We start from the raw sequence: 20,230 nt of genomic DNA, 5'->3' as shown, positions 1-20,230 counted from the left end.
AAATAAAAGCATTTTATAAATCACGTTATTGGTTGATTTTTTTGCTAAATTTCAAGGCAACAACGTGATTAAACTAATTAATTTATTGTTTTCCAGAAAAAGGGTCTCGAAACTCATTAATATTTTGAGGCTCTAACCCTAGTTCAGTAACATAAACGCAACCCTCTTGCTGAATACATTCTTCTTCATCAAAACTGTAGTAAGGAATTTCTCCAGCATGAACTCTTAATTTTCCTTGACTATCAAGAGTTGCATAATACTTACCCTCAAAACCCGGGAAAGGTTTATCAAGCTCACCAATTGTTAACCAACGGTCTCCTTGACGTTGGCAAAATATATGTTTATCCCTGTTAGGGAAAATTGGTAGCGGCTCACTAATTAATCCTTTTGTGATTAATTGAGGATTATCTTCATAGTGAAATTTTTTAATTTTGTTTTCATCTTTTTCATTTCTTTCATTATTGAAAAGTAAATTAATATCATCGCTCTTAAATACAACTGTGATTAACTGCGGGGCATCAAAAGTGTATGCTTCAAAAACATTAACAGCAATATCTTGGGAGTTATCTATTATCACAATATCGTCATCCTGGAAACACTTATTGTTAGGTTCATTTTCTACATATAAATGTAGTGAGATATTCTCCTTTTCTAAAGAATTAATATCCAAACTAGGGAGATCTTTTTTCATTAAATAATGAGCATCTCCCTGACAAACAAAAAGCTTAAATTGCAATTCTTGATCGATTTCAAACTGAAGTTTAACAGAGTCACGAAATTGCTCGTCTGTCATTCCTATACTCCTTGCTATTGTCTGACCATCAAAACCTCCCCAATACAGCGGTTTAGCACCGGGAAAATCCTCTCTGTAAACCCCTGTTGCTAATTGTGCATCAATCCAATCAGTGCGGGCTTTTGCTAATAATTCACCAGGACTAAGTAGAGATAGTTCTTTGCCTGTATCAAACAAAGATTTGAATGGACTTTGAGTCGATAATTTGAAAGAACAAGGCAAATAATAAAATAAATTATCTACCTTAATCTCAATCTGATTGACCCCTTTGCGTAACTCATCCTTAATGGCAGATGCCTTATTCTTTCCAGTGAAACCCAACTGTAGAAGTTTTTCAGTATAGCAAGCACCTATTGATGTGGCTAACTTAGAAAAATCAGGAACAAAGGTAAGTTTCTCTGGATTGCAACTAAAATAATCAGAGGGTTTAAATTTTTGATAAATTTGTTCCTTTACTTGAGGTAAGTGACAAGTTTGCCCTGATAAAATCAACCAATCAATTTCTGGGGTATTTTTTTGATCTTCACGAATATTTTCTTCACCAAAGCGATTTGTGACAAGCGCTTCAGCAAGCTTAATCGCTTCTTCAATCACAGGTGTAACTATGCGATCAAAGTTTTCTTGAGATAAACCAACTACTAGACTATCGGGATTATCGATGGTATAGCGAATTTGAGTTTGGTCTAAAATTTCGGTAATTTGCTGTCCTGTTAAGACGAACTCAGATTCTCCTTTAGCTAATTGTACTTTTGCATCTTCCGCGTATTTCCATAAAGTGTAAAAGGTTTGCAAACGACGAGGTTCCATGCCCCAGTGGGTTGGTAAAATTTTTTCAGCAGCTTTCAATTCGTCTGTTTGCGGCGAGTCTTGTTTATAGTTTATAGCCTGTAGCAAACTGCCACTAATAAATCTTCCTTCTTTTACAAATTTTCCTCCTTCTACTAACTCACTAGCAAAGATTATTTCGTCTAGGCTTGGTTTTTCTAACTCTAAACTATGATCTTGAGCCGCCGTCAATACACAGTCAGCAATCGCTACTTTTAACCAACGAAATAATCGTAGAGTAATTAAATCACCGCCTAACTGGGTGTTACCCGAAGAACCTAAAATTTTAGGAGTAATGATATAATAGCGTCCACCAGCACCTCGATCTTCACCTGGGCGAAAAAGATCTTTTTCTTCAATCGTAAAATTAATCAAGGCAATATCTGTAGTTCCGCCACCAATATCGACAACTAAAACATTTTGTGACCATTGTTGACCATCATAGCGGCAACGAGTTTTCACAGAATCTATGCCTACATTCAAATCACCCCCAAATTCTCGGAACAGGTAGAACATAGCTACTGCTACTGCTTCATCATAGCTGGTTTGTACATTGACGAATCCCAGGTCTCTTATATATTGTTTTAATTTGTGACGAACGAAAGGAGATGCTACAGTAGGATAAGTAACTACTGCCTTGTTAAATTGACCTATAGCCAAATTTTCTGATTGCCGATAATTGTCAGTCAGTTGAATTAAATGCTGATAAGCAGCTTTAATAATTTCATCGCTGGTAACGGTAGATTCTTGACCGTCTTCAAGGATCACTGAGAACTCTTCAGTTTTTTGACCTAAATAACGCTTAGGTGAAAAGTGAAATCGATTTTGAATCTCTGCTGTAATTTGCTTCGCTTGAGCAAATGTATTATTCTGCCTTTGTTTTATCCTGTTACCCATGTTAATTGTCAATGGATCGGTAAGGCCAGTAATTTCTATTAAGCTAGAAATTTTTTCCTCACCCATGTCTAATTTAACCGAAAAAAGATTCTGAGATTCCAAAGAGGGTATCCGAAAAACTTCAGCGTAAATTTCGGACAGTTTTTCGCTAACAGCCCGACGGAATTTCTCTGATCCGATCAAATTTAGTTCAATTTGTTGAATAGTTTCCTTTAAATTAAGACTGGAATTGTTAGGCTTCAATTTCTGAACAAAATTTTCCCATTCACTAGGACTAACACCCGGAAAAACATCAAGACTTAACCATTCCTTGAAACGCTTTTTTAAGCGATCCTCTTGTTCTTTAGGAAAGACTAAATCAGTAGAATAGGGACGTCCTTTGAAATCAAAAATTGTCACCGTTGAGTTAGATGTCCCAAAATCAATAGCCAGCCAGCCGTAATATTTACTTTGAGGAATTTGATTTTGAGGATATTCATTTTGAGGCATAGGTTTTGATTTTTCCTTATCAGGCAAATTTACATCGGTCTCAGGTTTTTCTATCTTATCCTTTTTAGGAGGATAGTATAATGAAGAGGATTGAATCATACTTTTTTCCTCTTTCTTCGGTTGACCATTGACATCAGAATCTAAATATTTAATTTCGATTTCTAAATGGCAATCAACTCGCTCAAATTCATGTAATGATCGTTCTAAAGTACAGTCTCCTATTAGTGATTGCTGTTGCTGCTGTAATTGCCACAGTCTCGGCTCTTGAGGGCCATACTTAATTGTCTGGTATGCTGTTTCAATCTTTGACCTGATTTCATTTGGCTCACCTGTGACACGAACAGCTATACTCCTAATGAACGGATTATTATCAGAAGTGGGTGCTATTTTTATTTCAGGTAGTGCAATTTTGTAGCCCTGCTTGTCTTTAGGGGTTAAAAGAAATTGCTTTTCCAGGGTAATGTTAACTGGCATAATTGTTGATTTTCTTGCTAATTTTGACAAAAGGCTTCATAGCTCATGTTCAAGTTTATTTTTGAGCAATATTATGCAAAATTTTAAACCAAGCGGGAATCACTTTATCTTGTGTTGTTTCTGCATTTGCAATATACCTTAATAGATCATCATTTCTGGAAAGTTGTAAATATTTTGCCATCAATAGTCCGACAATTTTAACAATAATATATTTGTTCAAATCCTTATTTGCCTGACTAACCAGTTGAACAAGATTTAGTGTCATACTATTAACTATCTCCTGTCGTAATCGTAAAATTTCTACATGATGACGACCGGGTTTTTGCGGTTTTTTCAGCCCCCAATCCAAAGTCTTACTGATCTTTCCTTGCTCGCTTGACAAAGCAAAGGGGAAAACAAGTTCAGGCTTTTCAGCTAGTGAAGAATCAATTTTAATTTTTGAAACAATCTTCGTTTCGAGTATTTGCTGCGGTTCGAGAGATTTTATCATAACCTTAAATTGATCTGCCTGTTTTTCTCCAAATTTTTGCTTAATACTATCGAACATCTCCAAGGAAGTAATCTGTTGCAGTTTTTCGCGTTGCGGAGTGATTTCCTCAGATAACTGACTCAACAAAATTTTAATTGATTCTGCCATATCGGTTTTAATCAATTCAATTGAAGATTGGATCTGCTGAGAAAATCCGTCATAAAAGTCTTGCGTTTTTGTAGGAATATCATCACTATATGTACTTGTACCAAATATCTCGTCAAAATCATCGTTTGATTCAATATTCTCTACGGTTCCATTTTTCAAGTTTTGGAAAAGAGAATACCATTCAGCCCACTCATATACCTTAAAAGTTACCTGTTTTTTAACGACTTGTTCAATGCTTAAACCTTGCCTATTTTGTAATGGAGTTTGGTCTAATTTTTTCTGAAAATTATCATAAATTTGAATTAGTTCTTGTAGGGTTTGTCTTAAAATGGGTAAGTTGGGAGATTCAGAAATCACTAAATCTTTCTCTTGTTCTATTCGAGTTAAAATCCGTTTTAGTTGTTGTTTTTGCTGCTCTGTAACCTGAAACGCTCGCTCGGTATCTTGATAGATTTGCTTCAGCCCATGTTCGGCAACGTGAGCCAAAATTAATTTTCTCAGGCGACCAACTCCAGCCTCAGATTCAGCAAAATCTTGTAACAGCTTTGCTAGATGACTCTTAGGATCAGATTGCTGTAATTTTTCACTCATTTTTTGCCATTTTTCTAGCATTCTTTTCGACTGAGTGAGAGCATTGGGGTCACTAAACTTAGATTCAATAAAACTTGGAGAACCGACGGTAATTGAAGAAATGCTTCTGTGTAGATGATCTAAAGCTAACAGAGGAGAACAGAAAACGATCCGTTCAGGTTTATTGGTAAAAGCTTTAGCGCTTCCAATGGTTGTTCGCAGGACGGTTAGTTGTGACAAAATATAATTTTCTGTCAATTCTGACTCGCTAAAAGGATCATCGTCAAGGTCAAGATTAATTAATTGATCGACTACTTGGGGATTGTCTAAAGATAATTCATCAAACCGACCTACTGCTACTAAAATTCTATCTTTAATTTCTTCTCCTTTGTGTTTTTGCATCATCGTAAAAAGTCTGTTGGCAGTTTCACCACCGGGTTTTCTGCCATCGAGTAAAATTAAAATAGTCTGTATTTCCGCTAATTCGCGTAAAGATAAATAAGTATCTCGCACTCCCGAATTAGCAGATCCTAATCCGGGGAAGTCTAATAAAGTAAACTTACTAGCACCTCCTAAATCCCAAATTTGCTTACAAATTTTTACTTCAATCTTAATGCAACGAATTAAAGGAAAACTGTTTTTCAATAGGTGGTCATTTAAAGATTTGGGAGAATCAGATAATGGCACAGGAGAAGTGGGCAATCTATCAAATGTCAGATTTTGAATATCTAAAGGTTGATAGGGAAGCTGCAAAGCATCCTTCACAATACTTCGATCTATTTCCCAAGAATGACCAGACCCACAAAATACTTTTCCATAAGACTTATAAGTGTTCAATAACCAGACTAATTCACGCAGTAAATAACGCAATTCGATATTTTTAGTGCCTTCCCAAGCTAATTTACACCAATCCATAATATTTTGAATTGCTTCAGCTCCTTTTTCCCATGAATTTTTTACGGCATTAAATTGATTTCTAACCTGCTCATCAAGTTTATTAATGTCTTTTAGACGCTTTTCTGCTTCTTTGAGTATATAATTCACACATTCTTTGACTTCCCGATCGCTCAAATACTCAACGGTAAATTTAGCAAAATTAGTGGTTTTGTTATCTTCTTGTTGAACTAAATTAATGGCAGTTATATTACCTGTAGTCGCATCGCTACCGATAGGTAGGGCATCAGCATAACCTAACAAGCTACCGATGAGTAAACTTTTACCACTGGCAAACTCTCCAACTACCCCGATTTTCACAGGTGAGGATGCTTGTTCAATAATTTTTCCAGCCGATGCTTTGATCTCATCGATGCAGCGATCTAGCTCTTGAGAAACCCATTCATACTGCTGAGAAAGATTCGGCGGTACAGATTTGAGTTGTTCGACGATACTTTCAGCCTCTTGTTGAAATTTGTTAAGTTGATTTTGAATTGTCATAAAGCAAATTTTTCCTTTTTCAATTTTAATGGAATTTGTCAATCAGCTTACTGCTAAATTTTCATTGAGCTAAGGTTGGTTTAGAGAAAAAATAATAGTTTGACAAGACATAAAATCTTGATATAACTTAACGGAGTCAAATGAAACAATTGCTATTTCTATTCTCACCGATGCTAGGTCATCCCGAGCTAAAGATTGGTTAAATAAAGCAACCCTTTCCTTTGATTTAACTGTTGGATTGCTTGACCAGACATTGAACCTGAGTTATCCAGTAACAGAGCAACTGGACAGCGTTGTTCCAGGTTCTCCGCAAACTCATCTCCATTCCCTCTTAGTATAGGCATAGGCTTCCTACCCTTCCTTGGTTTATCGAACTCTTCTATAACTGATAATAACTAACTAAATTCCAATCATCCACTAATTAATATTAAGAATTGTGCAGGCAAGTTTTTATACCCCAAATTGATGACTTGTACCCGTTTTAGAACAGGTGATCGACTGTAATAAAACTCACGAGTTCACGGGGTGACAACCCTGTTAAAAGCTTGATAAAATCAAGGATATAGCGCTCAACCCCCTCTGGAAAAGGGGAAGTTTGTTGCGTCTAATTTGGATTAATTCCTCCACTTAAATTGTTTTTTTAGGAGAGAGTTACATTAGCACTTAGGAAACAGAATCATCGGATGAAAATGAGTTGTAGGATATTGAGTTATCAAAAGTATAAATAACAACCTCTTGCGGTCGGATTAATCGCTCCTGAAACAAATACCCAGGTCTGACTGTGTTGCACACCCAGTCGCTTTTATTCGGATCATCCGTCACTTGTATGCTAACTACCTGTTGTCGCTCGTAATCATACAGGCAATCGGACTCCTCTAAAGCAGTCACACCTTCTTTAGCTAAAATTTCTCCCAACTTTTCATAAAAAGATTCGATGACTTCTGCTGATGCTCCAGTACCACCAGTTTTTGCCATCAATACCCAGTCGCGTAACTGAATTAAGTCCTTTGCCATCTCCGAGAATTCTGGTTCGGGAGTAGCTGGTGAGTTTGATGATGCAATTACAGCAGGTTGAGGTGGCACTTCTGACTCTGAGGTCTTAAGTACGGTAGAAGTCTCAGCTTGGCTGTCTGCTGGTGAAAAGTCACTACGCTCAACGAGACGCTCCAGCAGCCAACAGGTAGAGTTCAAAATAGAAAGGAAATCAGCGTCAGAATCTTCGGAATCTTCAGGCCGTAAACCACTCAATTTGCGGGCACTTGTCTGAGCCTGAATAGCTAATTCCCGTATCTGTCTTTCTCGGGTAATGCAGGGGAATAGAGGTGCTAAAAAAGCGAAGGGGTTAAACATAAGATCGATTCCTTTGCTTAAGATGATACAAGATTCGTTCGTAGGAATGTAACAGGACTCTAGCCGCATCAAGTGTTTGGCTGTCAGCACTCATTAAGTCGTTGGCTCTTTGGCTCCAATACTGGACTCGCTCTTTAGCAACGCGGATCGTCTGGTCATTGGGAGAATTTGCACTCAGTCCCAATCGCTCTTCAATAGAAATGCCGTTCTCACCAACAACGTTGAGCAACTGTCTGACTTCTTGCTGATTAAAACTTAGCTGCTCTTGGTAGCACAAACGCAGGATTTGCAATTCCTGAAACGAATGTTGCTCCTCAGCTTCAAGTTCGCTAAATGCTTTTTCTATCTCTATGACCAATTGATAGTCTACACCGTCAAGGTGCTGCCGTTCCATGAAACAAGCTGCTTTAATTTTCTCTAATGTGGTATTTAACTTGATTAGAGAGGCGCGATTGCCAAAGTGAGCTTTAATTAAACGCTGAAGTTCCAGAATGCCGCTCTGCTTCAGCATTTCACTGCTGAGGTCTTTCTGAGTCTGTACCTGATGCTCTCGAATCAGGCTGCAAGCTAACCAGACTCCGTATTGCCCAAGCCGAGAGAGTAACGGCTTACGTTTAGGAGCGGATGGGATGGCTGGCTCGTTGGGATACTCGCGCTCGCTAAATCGCTCCGCATTCCGAACCAGCTTCTCAAATCGTTCCTGAGATAGTTTAGCTAATTCAGTCAGAGTATTAAACTCTTCCCCCGTCATGGTTTGAGTTCCAAATGCCAATAGACCACAGACTGGACGAATCGTATAAAACCGATTGCTCAATTGTGAATGATCAGACTGTAAGCGATGGATAATCGCCTCTCCTCTAACAAGTGGTTTATCCCCATCTGACCAGTAAGAGTCCACCTTGGTTAAAACTCCTATGGCATTGATGGGACTTGCCTGCCCGAGGGTGGCACCCTGAAATTGAGCTACAGCGTCTCGATCTGACTCAGCAATACTTTTATCGAACAGATACAGCACTGCATCGGCTTTTCTTGCCTCAGCCTGAGTAATTTTGGTCAACTCCTGTCCGTGAATATTTAAGAAGGCTAGGGTGTTGTCAGAGTCATCTTTATAGTGAGATTCCAGACCGGGAGTATCAATTAGATTGAGAGTTTTGAGGATGGGGTTCGGGTAGGACACCTCAATATACTCAATACTCAGCAGATAGTCGCGATTTTCATCCGCCCGTATAGTAATGGATTTCAGTTCAACAAAAGATTTAGGTTCTGGAGGACGCTTATCTTTATAAAACACCCGCAGAGACGGCCGTTCGCCATACTGTAGCAAGTTGACGTTAAATGTTGCTTCAACTGTACCTGTAGCAACTACTTCTTCTCCTAATAGGGCATTCATCAATGTGGATTTACCGGCTTTAATCGTACCGACGATCGCCAGTCGCATCGGTTGATTAAGCGGTTGGTAACACTCAATGAGCTTTTGGTGCAATTTAGTTAGGGCAGGGCGATTGGCAGCGCAACCAAATGCAAATTGGAAGACTGCTTCAACCCGTTTTTCTAACGTTGGTTCATCCATCTACCCAGTCCTCCTCATTGTTGGTGCTATCAGATGATATTTGCTTGGGTAGGGCAGCAGCGGCAGCTTCCTTTTCGGTCACTATGGTTTGACCAAGAGTTTCTACCCGCTTGTAGAGTTGCTTCAATGTCTCAAGAGGAATCGCTAACTCTTTGGCTTTTTGAGCAGCCTGTTCTTGGGTTAGCTTGCGGGATTCTTGAATGGTTTGGAATGCACGATCACACATTTCTCGCTTTCGTCTGATTTGACCAAGCAACTGCTCCTGCATTGATCGCTCCAAATCTAGGATAATCCCATCTACAGAATCTGTGCAAAGCTGTTGACAGTCTGTGATATAGCGCTCAATCACTTTAGAAAGTTCGCGCTTGGCATTTGCCATATCCTTTTCTGAAATCTGTTTTACCCCTTGTTTAAGTCCAGAGAAACCACCGAAGAGTCCCCCTAGCTTTGCACCTATGATGCTTCCTGGTAAAGCACCAACTCCACCGAATACAGACCCTACAACTGTACCTAAAATTCCTCCAATTATGCCTCCAGCCGAAGCATTAAACATCCCATTACGGGTCGCAGTTAGGGATTTTTCCCACAATCCAGTCTGCTTAAGATCTACATCACCTACCGAAACCTGAGACTTTTCCCAATCCAATATTCCAATCCTGAACCTGTCCATGTCTAAACCAGTCACTCTTTCAATCTGGATATACAGATTAGCAGCCTCATTGCTAAGTTTTTTTCCCATGTCGGACATTAAGGCATCAATATCTGCTTCCACGAGTCCGGCTATTTCCTTAGAATTACCTGCCATTCCAGCATTATCAATATATTCTTCAGTAAAACGGCGAATTTTCACAAAGCCATCTCGAAGGAAACTTCGCACCACGCCATTAATTTTCTTCAATCCAAAGTTTAGCTCAGGTTGCCAAGCTGAACTCTTCGCCTGCAAACTTTTTAGCCGTTCTTGTTCTTCTTGAAACTGAAGTTCCAAATTCTTTAACTCTTGGGCAGTGCGCTGCTGACACCCCTCAAATTCAGCTTGCAGACCTATCTTCATCTCGTCCAAAATTGGTTTAAGTTCCCCCAAGGCACGCATTAACAAAATATAGCCCTTCTGTGAGTTGAGCAATTGCCACAGTTTCTCCTCTAGTACACGGAAATTGCTGTCTTCTAGGTCTTCTCCATCTCTAGATTTTAAATACGCTAATTTGTTATGGCTGGAAACAGGGATGATATCAATTTGGTTGCCGGGACGTTCTAATACCTTAGCCAATTTTTCCCGGTTATTCTCCACTACTTCCTCATATTCTGCCCTCGATTTCATGTCAATTTTGGTGACAACAAAGATGAGGTTCTGGCAGTGACGCGCAATCATCTTAACAAATTCCAGTTCTTTTGCCTTTAGGGGTGCGGTAACATCACTGACAAAGAGAACAACATCAGAATTGGGGATGAAAGCATAGGTAATCCCGGTATGTCGAGTGTTGAGACCGCCGACACCAGGGGTATCAACTAGAGCCAAACCATTTTTTAGTTGTGGATTTGGTGTTTCAACCACAAGCATCCGGGCTTGCTGAAGATTCCCCTTGTTGCGCTGCTCGTTGGCATAGTCATTAATCTCTTCACGTTTGATTGGCTTCTGTTTTTCTTGTCCGAGTTCCCCCAAAATTACAGTAATTTTTTCTTGTTCCCCATAACTAATGGTAGAAACAAGTCCAGTTGTAATATCAGAATCTACAGGAAATAAATCGTCATTTACTTCATTTAGTAGTGCATTGATCAGGCTAGATTTACCTTCTTTAAACTCGCCACAGACCACCACCATTAACTTCCCCTCAGCAAGTCGGTTGATGGCTTCATCCAGTTGCTTCACAGCTTCTTGTTCGTTCTGTTTCCTAGCGAACGATAGAACAGATGCAAACAAATCCAATAGCTCTTGCTTCCGCACTTGATATTTGTGCTGGTTATTAAACATCGTGATTTTCCTTAAAAAAATTGATTATTAGTTTCAATGAATTTGCTACTGATTAGGAAGAAATCGGTCGAAGAACTTTGAACCCAGAGCGCGATAGTAGGGTTCTAATGCAGGCTCCATCAAGGTGCTTAACAATTTACTAAATTGCCCGTTCCACTCAGTGGATAAAGTCAGGCCATTTGATAGGTTTTCAAACATAGCATCATACATCGTCAAGAGTTGATGCCGTTTTTCTTGGTATTCTCCTACACTCATCTGAGCTACAGCCGGATGGGGAAAAGTACCAACTGACTGTTCCCACTTTCCATCTACAAATGGATTTTGAAAGCGGAAGTTTACATATTCAACAATTAGCAGGTTTGACCATTCTAAAGTCATTTTTGCAAATGGTGGAAAAAGAACGGTTTTTCCTGGACTTTTGGTATTGGCTCCAAAGAAAGGTAGAGTAACGTAAACTTTCCCCTCTCTACGCAACGGAATCGGCCAGCCAATTTGCGCTTCCATTGGGACGACTTGACGAAAGAGTGGAGTCTTGCGAATATCCAGCATTAGCTGTTCCATTTTTCCCTTGCTTGCCATTTTTTTAGCCTCTTCCTATTGATTGAGTGACGGTGAGTTCATTAATCACCACAGCCTCCATCCCCGCCATCGCCACCACTAGCATCACATTGTCCATCGCCATCCGAATCAACACAACCGCCATCGCTATAACTGTCGTCATAGTTGCTGTCGTAACTGCTGCTGTCACTACTGCTAGAGCCACTTCCTGAATCGCTACCAGGCCAATTAGGCGAACGTTTTACTATGTGGTGATAGTGATGGTGGTAGTGAGTTTTACCCAACAAAAAATCGTGGCTTTCATCATTAAAATTATTCCCCTCTAAATCATGTGATTGTTGTGTATCTCCTGTATAATGAACATCTGGACTGAAAGAATAACCGAAATCTTCACGATCAACAGATTTTTCGCGCACAGCAGTGGCTACCATATAATGGTCGCTGGCAGCCCAAGCTTTCTCAAATTGTTCCAACGGAACCATCATCCCCCGCCCATTAGAGGTACCTGAATCATTAAGCACTACTTGTGGATGTAGCGGGTCTGATTGGGGGTATACAATACCAGTTACTACCACTGCATGATCGGCTTTCTGACCCGGTATTCCTGTATATTGACTTAAAGTTTGACTCAATATTGAACCTTTATCTGGCATCCAAACTTCCTCAGAATTTACAGCGACAATTACTTTCTCTCCGTGGGACAACTTATCGTTTAAATCCGACAAAGTTCCCCCAAAATGATGTTCTACAGGTATGCCGTGTTTTTCCAGTACATGACCTACATGATCGGCAGGTGTGCCACCGCCTGGGTAATAACAACCGTCGGCCAGTGCTTCTCTGCACAAACCATCTTCTGAAGAATGTTTTCCCGTCAAACTCTCCAAAATAGATTGCTGGGCGACAACGGCACAGTCATCTGGACGATTCTGAGGATGCCAGCAGTCCATGTCATGTCCCGGATCGCCTACGACAATGCCATCAGGATGAGCAGGGTCAAAATTCTGATGAACCAAATATCCTGTATGGTCGCCCGCATCACCAAGCAGTTCGGAGTGAACATCATCAGAGTCAGAGGTGTGCAAGTGCCAATCATCCGCTTGGTGAGTCGGATCGTTCAACAAATAGAAGTCGTTATGGTTAGGGTCAAAGGAATGTTCATCCCACTGATGCTCATAGTCGTTCCAACTATGAGTGTGGTCAAAATGAGTATGGTCATAGTCATGGTGTTGTGAGTCCCAGTCATGCGTCCCACTATCTGAATGACTGGGAAAGTAATCGCCTCCATCGGGAAAGAGATCGTCATCTGAATCAAATGGTGAGTTATTAACTATGCTCATTCAAAACTCCTAAGTTTAAAAAAGGTCTGCTTCAGCATGAGTAATAATGGTGCAGTTAGATGTGGGATAAGCCACACAGGTTAAAATGTAACCTGCTTCTATTTGCTCGTCATCTAGAAAAGATTGATCGGACTGGTCAACCGAGCCATCTATAATCTTTGCAGCACAGGTAGAGCAGGCACCAGCGAGGCAGGAGGATGGCAGATCCAAACCGTTTTGTTCGGCGGCATCAAGGATGTACTCGTCTTCCGGGACTTCGATGACTCGTTCGCCATCAGGAGTGACTAATCTAATTGCGTAAAATCCAGGACTTGTATAACCATATTTGGAGGGAAGAATGTCGCTATAAGATTGGGAGGGACGAGCATTCGAGGATGTATTAGCTCTCTTCGTTCCTCCTGTTTTCTTTTTATTGGAACTGTCGCCACTAGAACCGATGCGATTGATACTCATTTGTTTTCTCCTATGTATGCTGTAATTCTACTGAAGACTCACTAATTTAGAAGTATTTTTCTAAAATCTCAGCCAATGTAGGCTTAGGAACCGCACCAACAATCATTTCAACCCGTTGACCACCTACAAAAAGCATCAAAGTTGGTATGCTACGTATCCCGTACTGGGTAGTAACGTTAGGATTCTCATCTGTATTAACTTTAACTACCTTGACCTGACCATCGTATTCTGCTGCTATTTCTTCCACCACAGGAGCAACCATACGACAGGGGCCACACCAAGGTGCCCAAAAATCTACTAAAACTGGAATGTCACTTTCTAGTACCTCTCGCTTAAAAGTGTTGTCTGTTACTTGTATAATAGGTGAAGAGGAATTATTAATTCCCTTCCGTCCCTTTGGTTCACTTGAACCCATTCCTTGACTAGAAATGATGCGATTGATCCTCATTTGAACCCTTGTGTGATTTTACAAAAATTTAACTGAATAATAGCCATAAGAACTTTTATTGACCAGTTCATATCCTGCAATCAAGCTAACAATTAAACTAAAGCTGACTCAACTCGTTCTGAATTTGTTCGGAAAAAGTCGTATTACCCTGGCTGAGTGCTAGTTTTGCAGCTTCCTGTAAATCTTGGCGCGTTCCTGTTATGTCATTCAGCCAAGAACGAGCTACTCCCCTACCATAATAAGCTTGAGCCAAGTTAGCATTGAGTTGAATTGCTTGATTGAAATGTTTCAATGCTCTTTCGTATTCCTTAAGTGCCAAATGAGCCTCGCCTAAACCGTAATAAGCAGAAGCATTGTTAGAATTTATGCTCAGTGCTTGATTAAAGTCCTCAATAGCTCCCTGTTGATCGCCCAGTGCAATTCGACAAAAGCCACGACGGTAAATAACAGTAACGTAGGTAGGATTTATTTTCACCGCACGGTTAAAGTCTTCAATCGCTTTTTCATGTTCTCCTATGTCTTCAAAATAAGTAGCCCGCCAGCCGTAGATATCAGCATTATTGGGGTTAAGTTTCAGTGCTTCGCTAAAATCATCCATAACTGACTGATGATTTCCCAGTTTAGAGTGTGCGCGAGAACGGCCAACATAAGCATTAATGTAACTGTTATTAAGCGCAAGTGCCTCATAAAATACATCCAGCGCTTCCTGATATTTTTCTAGTTCATAGTAAGCCCATCCTTGCTGCGTGTAATCTTCAGCAGTCTGAGGTGTGATTTTGACAGCTTGTTGCCAATCTGATAATGCTTCCTTTTGATTTCCCAAATCTGAATGCCATCTACCTCGATCCGAATAAGCTGTAGTATAATTAGGATTAATTCGGAGAGCCTGATCGTACTGCTCAATTGCTTTCTGAGAATCTCCAGACTTAAGGTAAACATTAGCCAAAGCGACATGAGCTTCTGCATATCTAGGTTCGATACGGAGTGCGCGTTCAACATCCGCAAGAGCCTCTTTCTGATTTCCAGTCTCACAACGAGCTTCCCCTCGCGAAACGTAAGCCCTGGAATAGTTGGGGCTTTCCTGTAAAGCTTTGTTGTAATGGCTAATTGCTCCTTGATAATCCCCCACCTCTGCCCGATCAATCCCCGCTTGCAGATGAGTGTAACCAGGATTCCAGCCTTCATAAACTGCCGAACCTTTGCAAACTGCCAAATCTGGATCGTCTAATCGCGCCACAGGTCGTTTTAGCTCTCGTTCTAATACTTGTCCCACATAGGGAATTTGGCAGCTTCCACCCACCAGCAGTACCCGATCAACTTTCTGCGCTGTTAAACCGGCACGCTTTAGCAAATCGCGACACTGCTGAACTGTTTGGTCGATGTAGTCGGCAATCATGTATTCAAACTCAGCCCGCTTCAGCCGATAAACCTGTAACTCTCCCGGGAGGGGAACCGGAAACGAATCTTCCTGCTTTGTGCTGAGATTTTCTTTCAGTTTCCGACAAGAATCCTCATAGGTGAAACGGACAGTCAGTGCTTGCAAATCCCGGCGATTGGGATCTAACAGGGCGCGTTGATCTGGACTACAACGCTTCATTAAATCCTCGAAAATTTTGCGGTCAAAATCCATACCGCCACAGGTTTCCAGACCTACGGGTGGAGCCAGAAATTTATAGCCAGAACCTTGCCTTTGAATCAGGGAGGCATCGAAAGTGCCCCCGCCTAAGTCGTAAACCAGTAAAATTTCATGATCCTTGGTACAACTGCGCTGTGCGTAGTACACGGCTGCCGCAACTGGCTCCTCCACAAGGGCAACCTGTTCAAAGCCAGCCGCTTTGCCTGCTTCTATCATCAAACTTCGCTTAAGCTCTGTGTGAGTGGCCGGTACAGCAAGGGTGACTCTGGTCAGGCGTTCACCAACTATTTTCTCCGCGTCATGTTTGAGCTTCTCGATCACCTTGGTTACAAGCTGCTTGGGAACAATTTCATCGTCTCCCAAAAAATAGGGTGTGGGCCGATCCAGTTCGCGTTTGAATCCTTGCTTATACCGACTGGGAGACCTGAGTCGCTGGTTGTAAGCGTCATAGCCCACCAGTATCCCCCGCTTCGGATCGACATAGGCGCAGGTAGGGAAAGAGTCCACATTTTGATAGCGGCTATCCCTAACCAGGGAGGGAACCCACCCTTGCATTAAGGTGGCGCTGGAATTAGAAGTCCCAAAATCAATACCTAACCACATAGTTATTTAGGTGAATAAATAGATTGAGGTTGGAAGAGTCACTTTGATGGCTGGTGAGTACACCTGATGTCAGATGAACAAATGCTGGCTTTGGGGCTTTGAGAGCGAGTATCCCATCGTTCTCTGCTTGTGAATCTTCGATCTGTTCAACGTACCTGCATCCTAACTGAGGAAACTGCTCAACAGCAATACACAACCCAAACTCACAATTGTGCAGTGAAATGTAGCTTATTTTACAAATTATTTCTTAAGGCAGATGTAGTCTAGGTTATGGAAAATTAATTTTCCATAACCTTAACCCGTAAAATTTCAACAGATTAGTTAATCTTTAGGACAATCAGACATAAAATTTAACCACGAATCTGTGAGTGGAAATTTTGATACTGAGAATCGCAAGTCGTCTCATTGGATTAACTGAGTCACTAAATATTTACCATAACGGTTTTTTAGATAGACCAATAATATTTTCACCTATTTTACTAATATGGAGCAACATCAGTTTGAATCACATTACAATAATTTAAGTGACAAGTGTCGGGCGGTGTTGCGCGAAAAACTGAAAGGAAAAACGAATCAGGAAATCGCAAAAACCTTGGGTATCCGATCTGAAGCAACTGTACGACAACATCTGAGAGCCGCGTATAAAGAATTTGAATTAAGTGATGAAGATAGACGAGGTAGCTGGTCAGATTTGCAGGCATTGTTTTTTCAATTCAAACGTGAATTAATTTTGTCGTTAGCCCCTAAACCAGAATGTAGCTGGGTAGGACGATCATCAGATATTGAAAAATTGCATCAATGGGTTGGATCTAATCACAAAATTCTCCTAATAGTGGGAGAAGGTGGAATTGGAAAAACATCTCTGGCAAACAAATTTTTAGCAAGTTACGATTGGGAAAAGCCACCTTTAACAATAAAGATTGCTTTGGAATCAAAATATATTCAAACTGCTGAAGTGGAAGTGCAACGATGGTTGCAACAAGAGTTTAATGAAAATATTCCAAGAAATTTTATTCAGAGCCTAAGTTTGCTAGAAAAAAAGCTGCGTCTGTTCAAAGTACCTATTTTCATAGACAACCTGGAAACGGTTTTAACTAATGGTGAATTTTTACCAGAGTATCGAGATTATGTAGAGTTACTTAGGGTACTTAATGAGCCTAGCATTAAAGGCTTCACTCTGATTACGAGCAGAGAAAAGTTAAAAGAGCCCAAACTTGCAGGGATTAAAAATTATGCTTTATCTGGTTTGACAGTATTAAATTGGCAGCAATTCTTTAACAATCCTCAAGATTCTAAAGATTTACAAGCTCTACAGGCAATTCATAAAGCTTGCAATGGTAATGCGAAAGCAATGGAGCTTTTGCATAGTATTATCGAAAATAGTTACGATGGAGATATTAATGATTTTTATAAGTTTTGGCTAGACAATTATCAGGCTACACAACACCAAGAAACGTTGTTGTTTCTTATTAGCGATCAGTTAAAATTTCTTGTTGATTATCAGTTAGACCGTTTAAACACTCATTCCAGTGTAGCTTACCGCTTACTCTGCCGTTTAGCTGCTTGTCGGTATCAAGTAATTGAGTGGTTACCTGATGATTGTGTCAGATCTCTACTGTGGGATGTACCCGCAGCAGAACAACTGGGAGTAACTCACCGCTTGTGCGATTGTTCCCTAGTGCAATTCCATCGGGGTAAGTACCATATGCATCCAGGAGTGCGTGCAGCAGGGTTAAGCCAATTAAAAGCCAGTCCTGAATGGGAGCAGACAAATCGGGCGATCGCTCAATATTGGTTCAGTAGTGTCGAAAATGTTCAGTCATCCCAACAAGGATTACAAGTATTAGAGGCTTACTATCATTTCCTAGAAATTGCAGATTATGATGCTGCTTGGAGTGTGTTGCGCCGCCCAGCTACATCGATTTTGCCAGAGGAACTGTTTCTGTATTTTTTGTCCTGGGGATTTATTCGCGAAGTTCTGGAACTAACTCAAGCACTGGAAGGTAGAGTCTCACCGTCGCAAGAACCCAGTCTTTACCGCTGCTTGGGTGATTGCCATATTTACTTGCTCGAAGACGGGGTTAAAACTGCTATTTCCTGGCATCATCGTGCCCAAGCCACCGCTCAGAGAGAAGGTGATACTTGGACAGAATTTAATTCCTACAGCGATCTAGGGTTATGTTACATTGTTGCTGGTGAATATGAACTGGGTTTAGAAACTTACCAAGCTAAACTGAATTTAGCTTTATCACAGATATCTCTCAACATACAAGCCAGACGAAATAGTTGTTATTGTGAGTTAGCGCTACTCCATTCCTGTTTAGGACAAGTATCAGCAACAGAGAATGCCCTAAAAGCGGCAGAAGGTCATCTGCAAGAACCTCTCAAATGTGTGCCCCCTTGGCAAGCCTGCTGGGATTTGAATATGGCAGGCTTAGCTCAAAAAAATATAGGTCAATACGCACAAGCGTTTCAGACATTAGAGCAAGCGATCCTACTCGCCACTACCTTCAACTTTATCCCAGACCGTGCTCGTTCTTGGTACATACTAGGCGATGTCTACCGTGAAACTGGAAATTTTGAGACATCAATTCACTATCAACAACTGGCAATTGAATTTTTTACCAAGATCGGAGCTAAGTACGAGTTAGCCGAAAGTCATTACTATTTGGGGCTAACTTATCGTGATCTGGGAGAACTCAAGACAGCTGAAAGTCATTGGCAACAAGCAATTAAAATTTTTCAGCAAATACAAACTCCAAAACAAGAGAATAAAGTGCTAGCTTGTTTAAATTAAATAAGCTTTATAAGTGTAACTCTCTTTTATCACTAAGGGAAATTTAAACGAATTTGCGCCTTTCAGCTTACGGAAAAACAGGCTTTTTCCTCAAAGTGATGAAAGAGGGGTAAGTTTTAATATTAATAAATTAACCCTTGAAAAAGAATATGCTCTCGAATATTATTAAAATCAGAGTCGGTTTTTGCCATTTCTCGATACTTAGGATTGAAATCCATCGCTTGTTTCAAATCATCAATTGCTTGTTCAATATTTTCTTGTAAGGCATAATAGCAAGCTTTATTATACCAAGCAATAGCATAATCTATTTTAATTTCAATAGCTTTAGTGCAACTATCAATTGCATCTTGATAGTGTCCTAAACAGCTTAAGGAAATGCCTCTTTTACACCAATAGTCAGGTTCATCGGGTTTGAATTCAATTGCTTTATCATAACTGATAATTGATTCTTCATATCGATTTAGGAACCGTAAAGAATTTCCTCGATTACACCAAGCCCAACGGTATGTAGAATCTAAACTAATAGCCTGATCGTAGTCAGCAATTGCTTCTTGATAACGTCCTAATCCCTGTAAAGATAATCCCCGTACATTCCAATAAGATGGTAGATCCGATTTGAGTTCAATAGCTCTGTTCAAGTAAGGGATAGACTCTTCATAACGGCTTAAATTTCGCAGTGAATTACCTCGATTGTACCATCCCCAATAAGCGTTAGGATTAATTTCAATTACTTTGTCGTAACAGACGATAGCTTCTTCATAGCGACGTAAGTTATTCAAGGTATTACCTTTATTATTCCAATAATCAGGTTCATCTGGTTTTAGTTCAATCGCTTTATCATAGCTGGTGATTGCTTCTTCAAAACGACCTAAATTTTTTAGAGCATCACCTCGATCATTCCAAGCATCAGGAAGATCGGGACTCAATTTTAATGCTTGATCATAGCTTGTAACTGCCTCTTCATAACGATTTAACTTCAGCAACACATTGCCTCGATAATGCCAAGTTAAATCAAAATCAGGGTTAAATTCTAAAGCTTTATCATAACTGATAATTGCTTCTTCATGGCGACCTAACCTATCCAGTAACGAACCTTTTAACGCCCAGACTAGAAAATATTCTGGTGCTATTTCTAACGATTTGCAATAGCTGGCAAGCGCCTCTTCGTAAAGCAGGGCTGTTTCAAAGTCGGGGGGAAAAGAGTAAAGAAAGAGCGATCGCTACCTGATAAAATCAAGAGCGGTCGCTTATTTTTTCTAAAATAAAGATGCTAACAACTTTAATAGAAAAACTGAAAAAAGTCAAGGATTACCGGAAGGCTCAGGGAACAAGGCATCCAATATGGCTAGTATTATTAATAGTCATATTGGGGCTAATGTCGAGGAATTTA

Annotated in this window: 12 protein-coding genes and 1 pseudogene; 2 read left to right on the top strand and 11 right to left on the bottom strand. The window is 40.3% G+C overall.

What is annotated here, in order from left to right:
- Positions 1-82: 82 nt before the first annotated feature.
- The 10 genes from H6G57_RS18150 to H6G57_RS18105 all read right to left on the bottom strand — a co-directional run bounded on the left by H6G57_RS18150 (position 83) and on the right by H6G57_RS18105 (position 16,043).
- A complete protein-coding gene (locus H6G57_RS18150; RefSeq protein ID WP_190521029.1) occupies positions 83-3,478 on the bottom strand; it encodes a virulence factor SrfB in 3,396 nt (1,131 codons plus the stop codon).
- A 55-nt stretch (positions 3,479-3,533) separates the two neighbouring features.
- Positions 3,534-6,119, bottom strand: coding sequence for a dynamin family protein (locus H6G57_RS18145; protein WP_190521028.1), 2,586 nt, complete (start codon positions 6,117-6,119; stop codon positions 3,534-3,536).
- Between the two features lie 663 nt (positions 6,120-6,782).
- Positions 6,783-7,469: a nucleotide exchange factor GrpE gene (locus H6G57_RS18140; protein ID WP_190521027.1), complete on the bottom strand. Its 687-nt coding sequence runs from the start codon at positions 7,467-7,469 to the stop codon at positions 6,783-6,785.
- Positions 7,462-9,039, bottom strand: a complete 1,578-nt coding sequence (locus H6G57_RS18135; protein ID WP_190521026.1) for a dynamin family protein — start codon at positions 9,037-9,039, stop codon at positions 7,462-7,464. Before H6G57_RS18135 ends, H6G57_RS18140 begins: the two co-directional genes overlap by 8 nt.
- Entirely contained in the window at positions 9,032-11,008 is a 1,977-nt protein-coding gene (locus H6G57_RS18130; RefSeq protein ID WP_190521025.1) for a dynamin family protein, read from the bottom strand. The genes H6G57_RS18135 and H6G57_RS18130 overlap by 8 nt, the downstream gene beginning before the upstream one ends.
- A 45-nt stretch (positions 11,009-11,053) precedes the next feature.
- Positions 11,054-11,587, bottom strand: coding sequence for a hypothetical protein (locus H6G57_RS18125; protein WP_190521023.1), 534 nt, complete (start codon positions 11,585-11,587; stop codon positions 11,054-11,056).
- Between the two features lie 41 nt (positions 11,588-11,628).
- Positions 11,629-12,903, bottom strand: a complete 1,275-nt coding sequence (locus H6G57_RS18120; RefSeq protein WP_190521021.1) for a hypothetical protein — start codon at positions 12,901-12,903, stop codon at positions 11,629-11,631.
- Positions 12,904-12,918: 15 nt separating this feature from the next.
- Positions 12,919-13,197 carry a 2Fe-2S iron-sulfur cluster-binding protein gene (locus tag H6G57_RS29070; RefSeq protein WP_309235960.1) on the bottom strand — a complete coding sequence of 93 codons (279 nt, stop codon included), beginning with the start codon at positions 13,195-13,197 and terminating at the stop codon, positions 12,919-12,921.
- Between the two features lie 205 nt (positions 13,198-13,402).
- Positions 13,403-13,804 carry a thioredoxin gene (trxA, locus tag H6G57_RS18110; protein ID WP_190521016.1) on the bottom strand — a complete coding sequence of 134 codons (402 nt, stop codon included), beginning with the start codon at positions 13,802-13,804 and terminating at the stop codon, positions 13,403-13,405.
- 97 nt (positions 13,805-13,901) lie between these two features.
- Positions 13,902-16,043 carry a tetratricopeptide repeat protein gene (locus H6G57_RS18105; RefSeq protein ID WP_190521014.1) on the bottom strand — a complete coding sequence of 714 codons (2,142 nt, stop codon included), beginning with the start codon at positions 16,041-16,043 and terminating at the stop codon, positions 13,902-13,904.
- 484 nt (positions 16,044-16,527) lie between these two features.
- Between H6G57_RS18105 and H6G57_RS18100 the strand changes: the two genes are divergently transcribed.
- A complete protein-coding gene (locus tag H6G57_RS18100) occupies positions 16,528-18,840 on the top strand; it encodes a tetratricopeptide repeat protein (RefSeq protein ID WP_190521012.1) in 2,313 nt (770 codons plus the stop codon).
- Positions 18,841-18,962: 122 nt separating this feature from the next.
- Here the strand turns inward: H6G57_RS18100 and H6G57_RS18095 are convergent, their stop codons facing one another.
- On the bottom strand, positions 18,963-20,015 hold the full coding sequence (locus tag H6G57_RS18095; RefSeq protein WP_255528386.1) for a tetratricopeptide repeat protein: 1,053 nt from the start codon (positions 20,013-20,015) through the stop codon (positions 18,963-18,965).
- A gap of 92 nt (positions 20,016-20,107) precedes the next feature.
- On the opposite strand from H6G57_RS18095, the pseudogene H6G57_RS29065 reads away from it, so the two are divergent.
- Positions 20,108-20,230, top strand: a pseudogene (locus H6G57_RS29065) (ISAs1 family transposase); the annotation flags it as partial.

The sequence above is a fragment of the Planktothrix sp. FACHB-1365 genome (assembly GCF_014697575.1).
GTDB lineage: Bacteria > Cyanobacteriota > Cyanobacteriia > Cyanobacteriales > Microcoleaceae > Planktothrix.
This window is presented reverse-complemented; position numbering and strand designations above follow the sequence as displayed.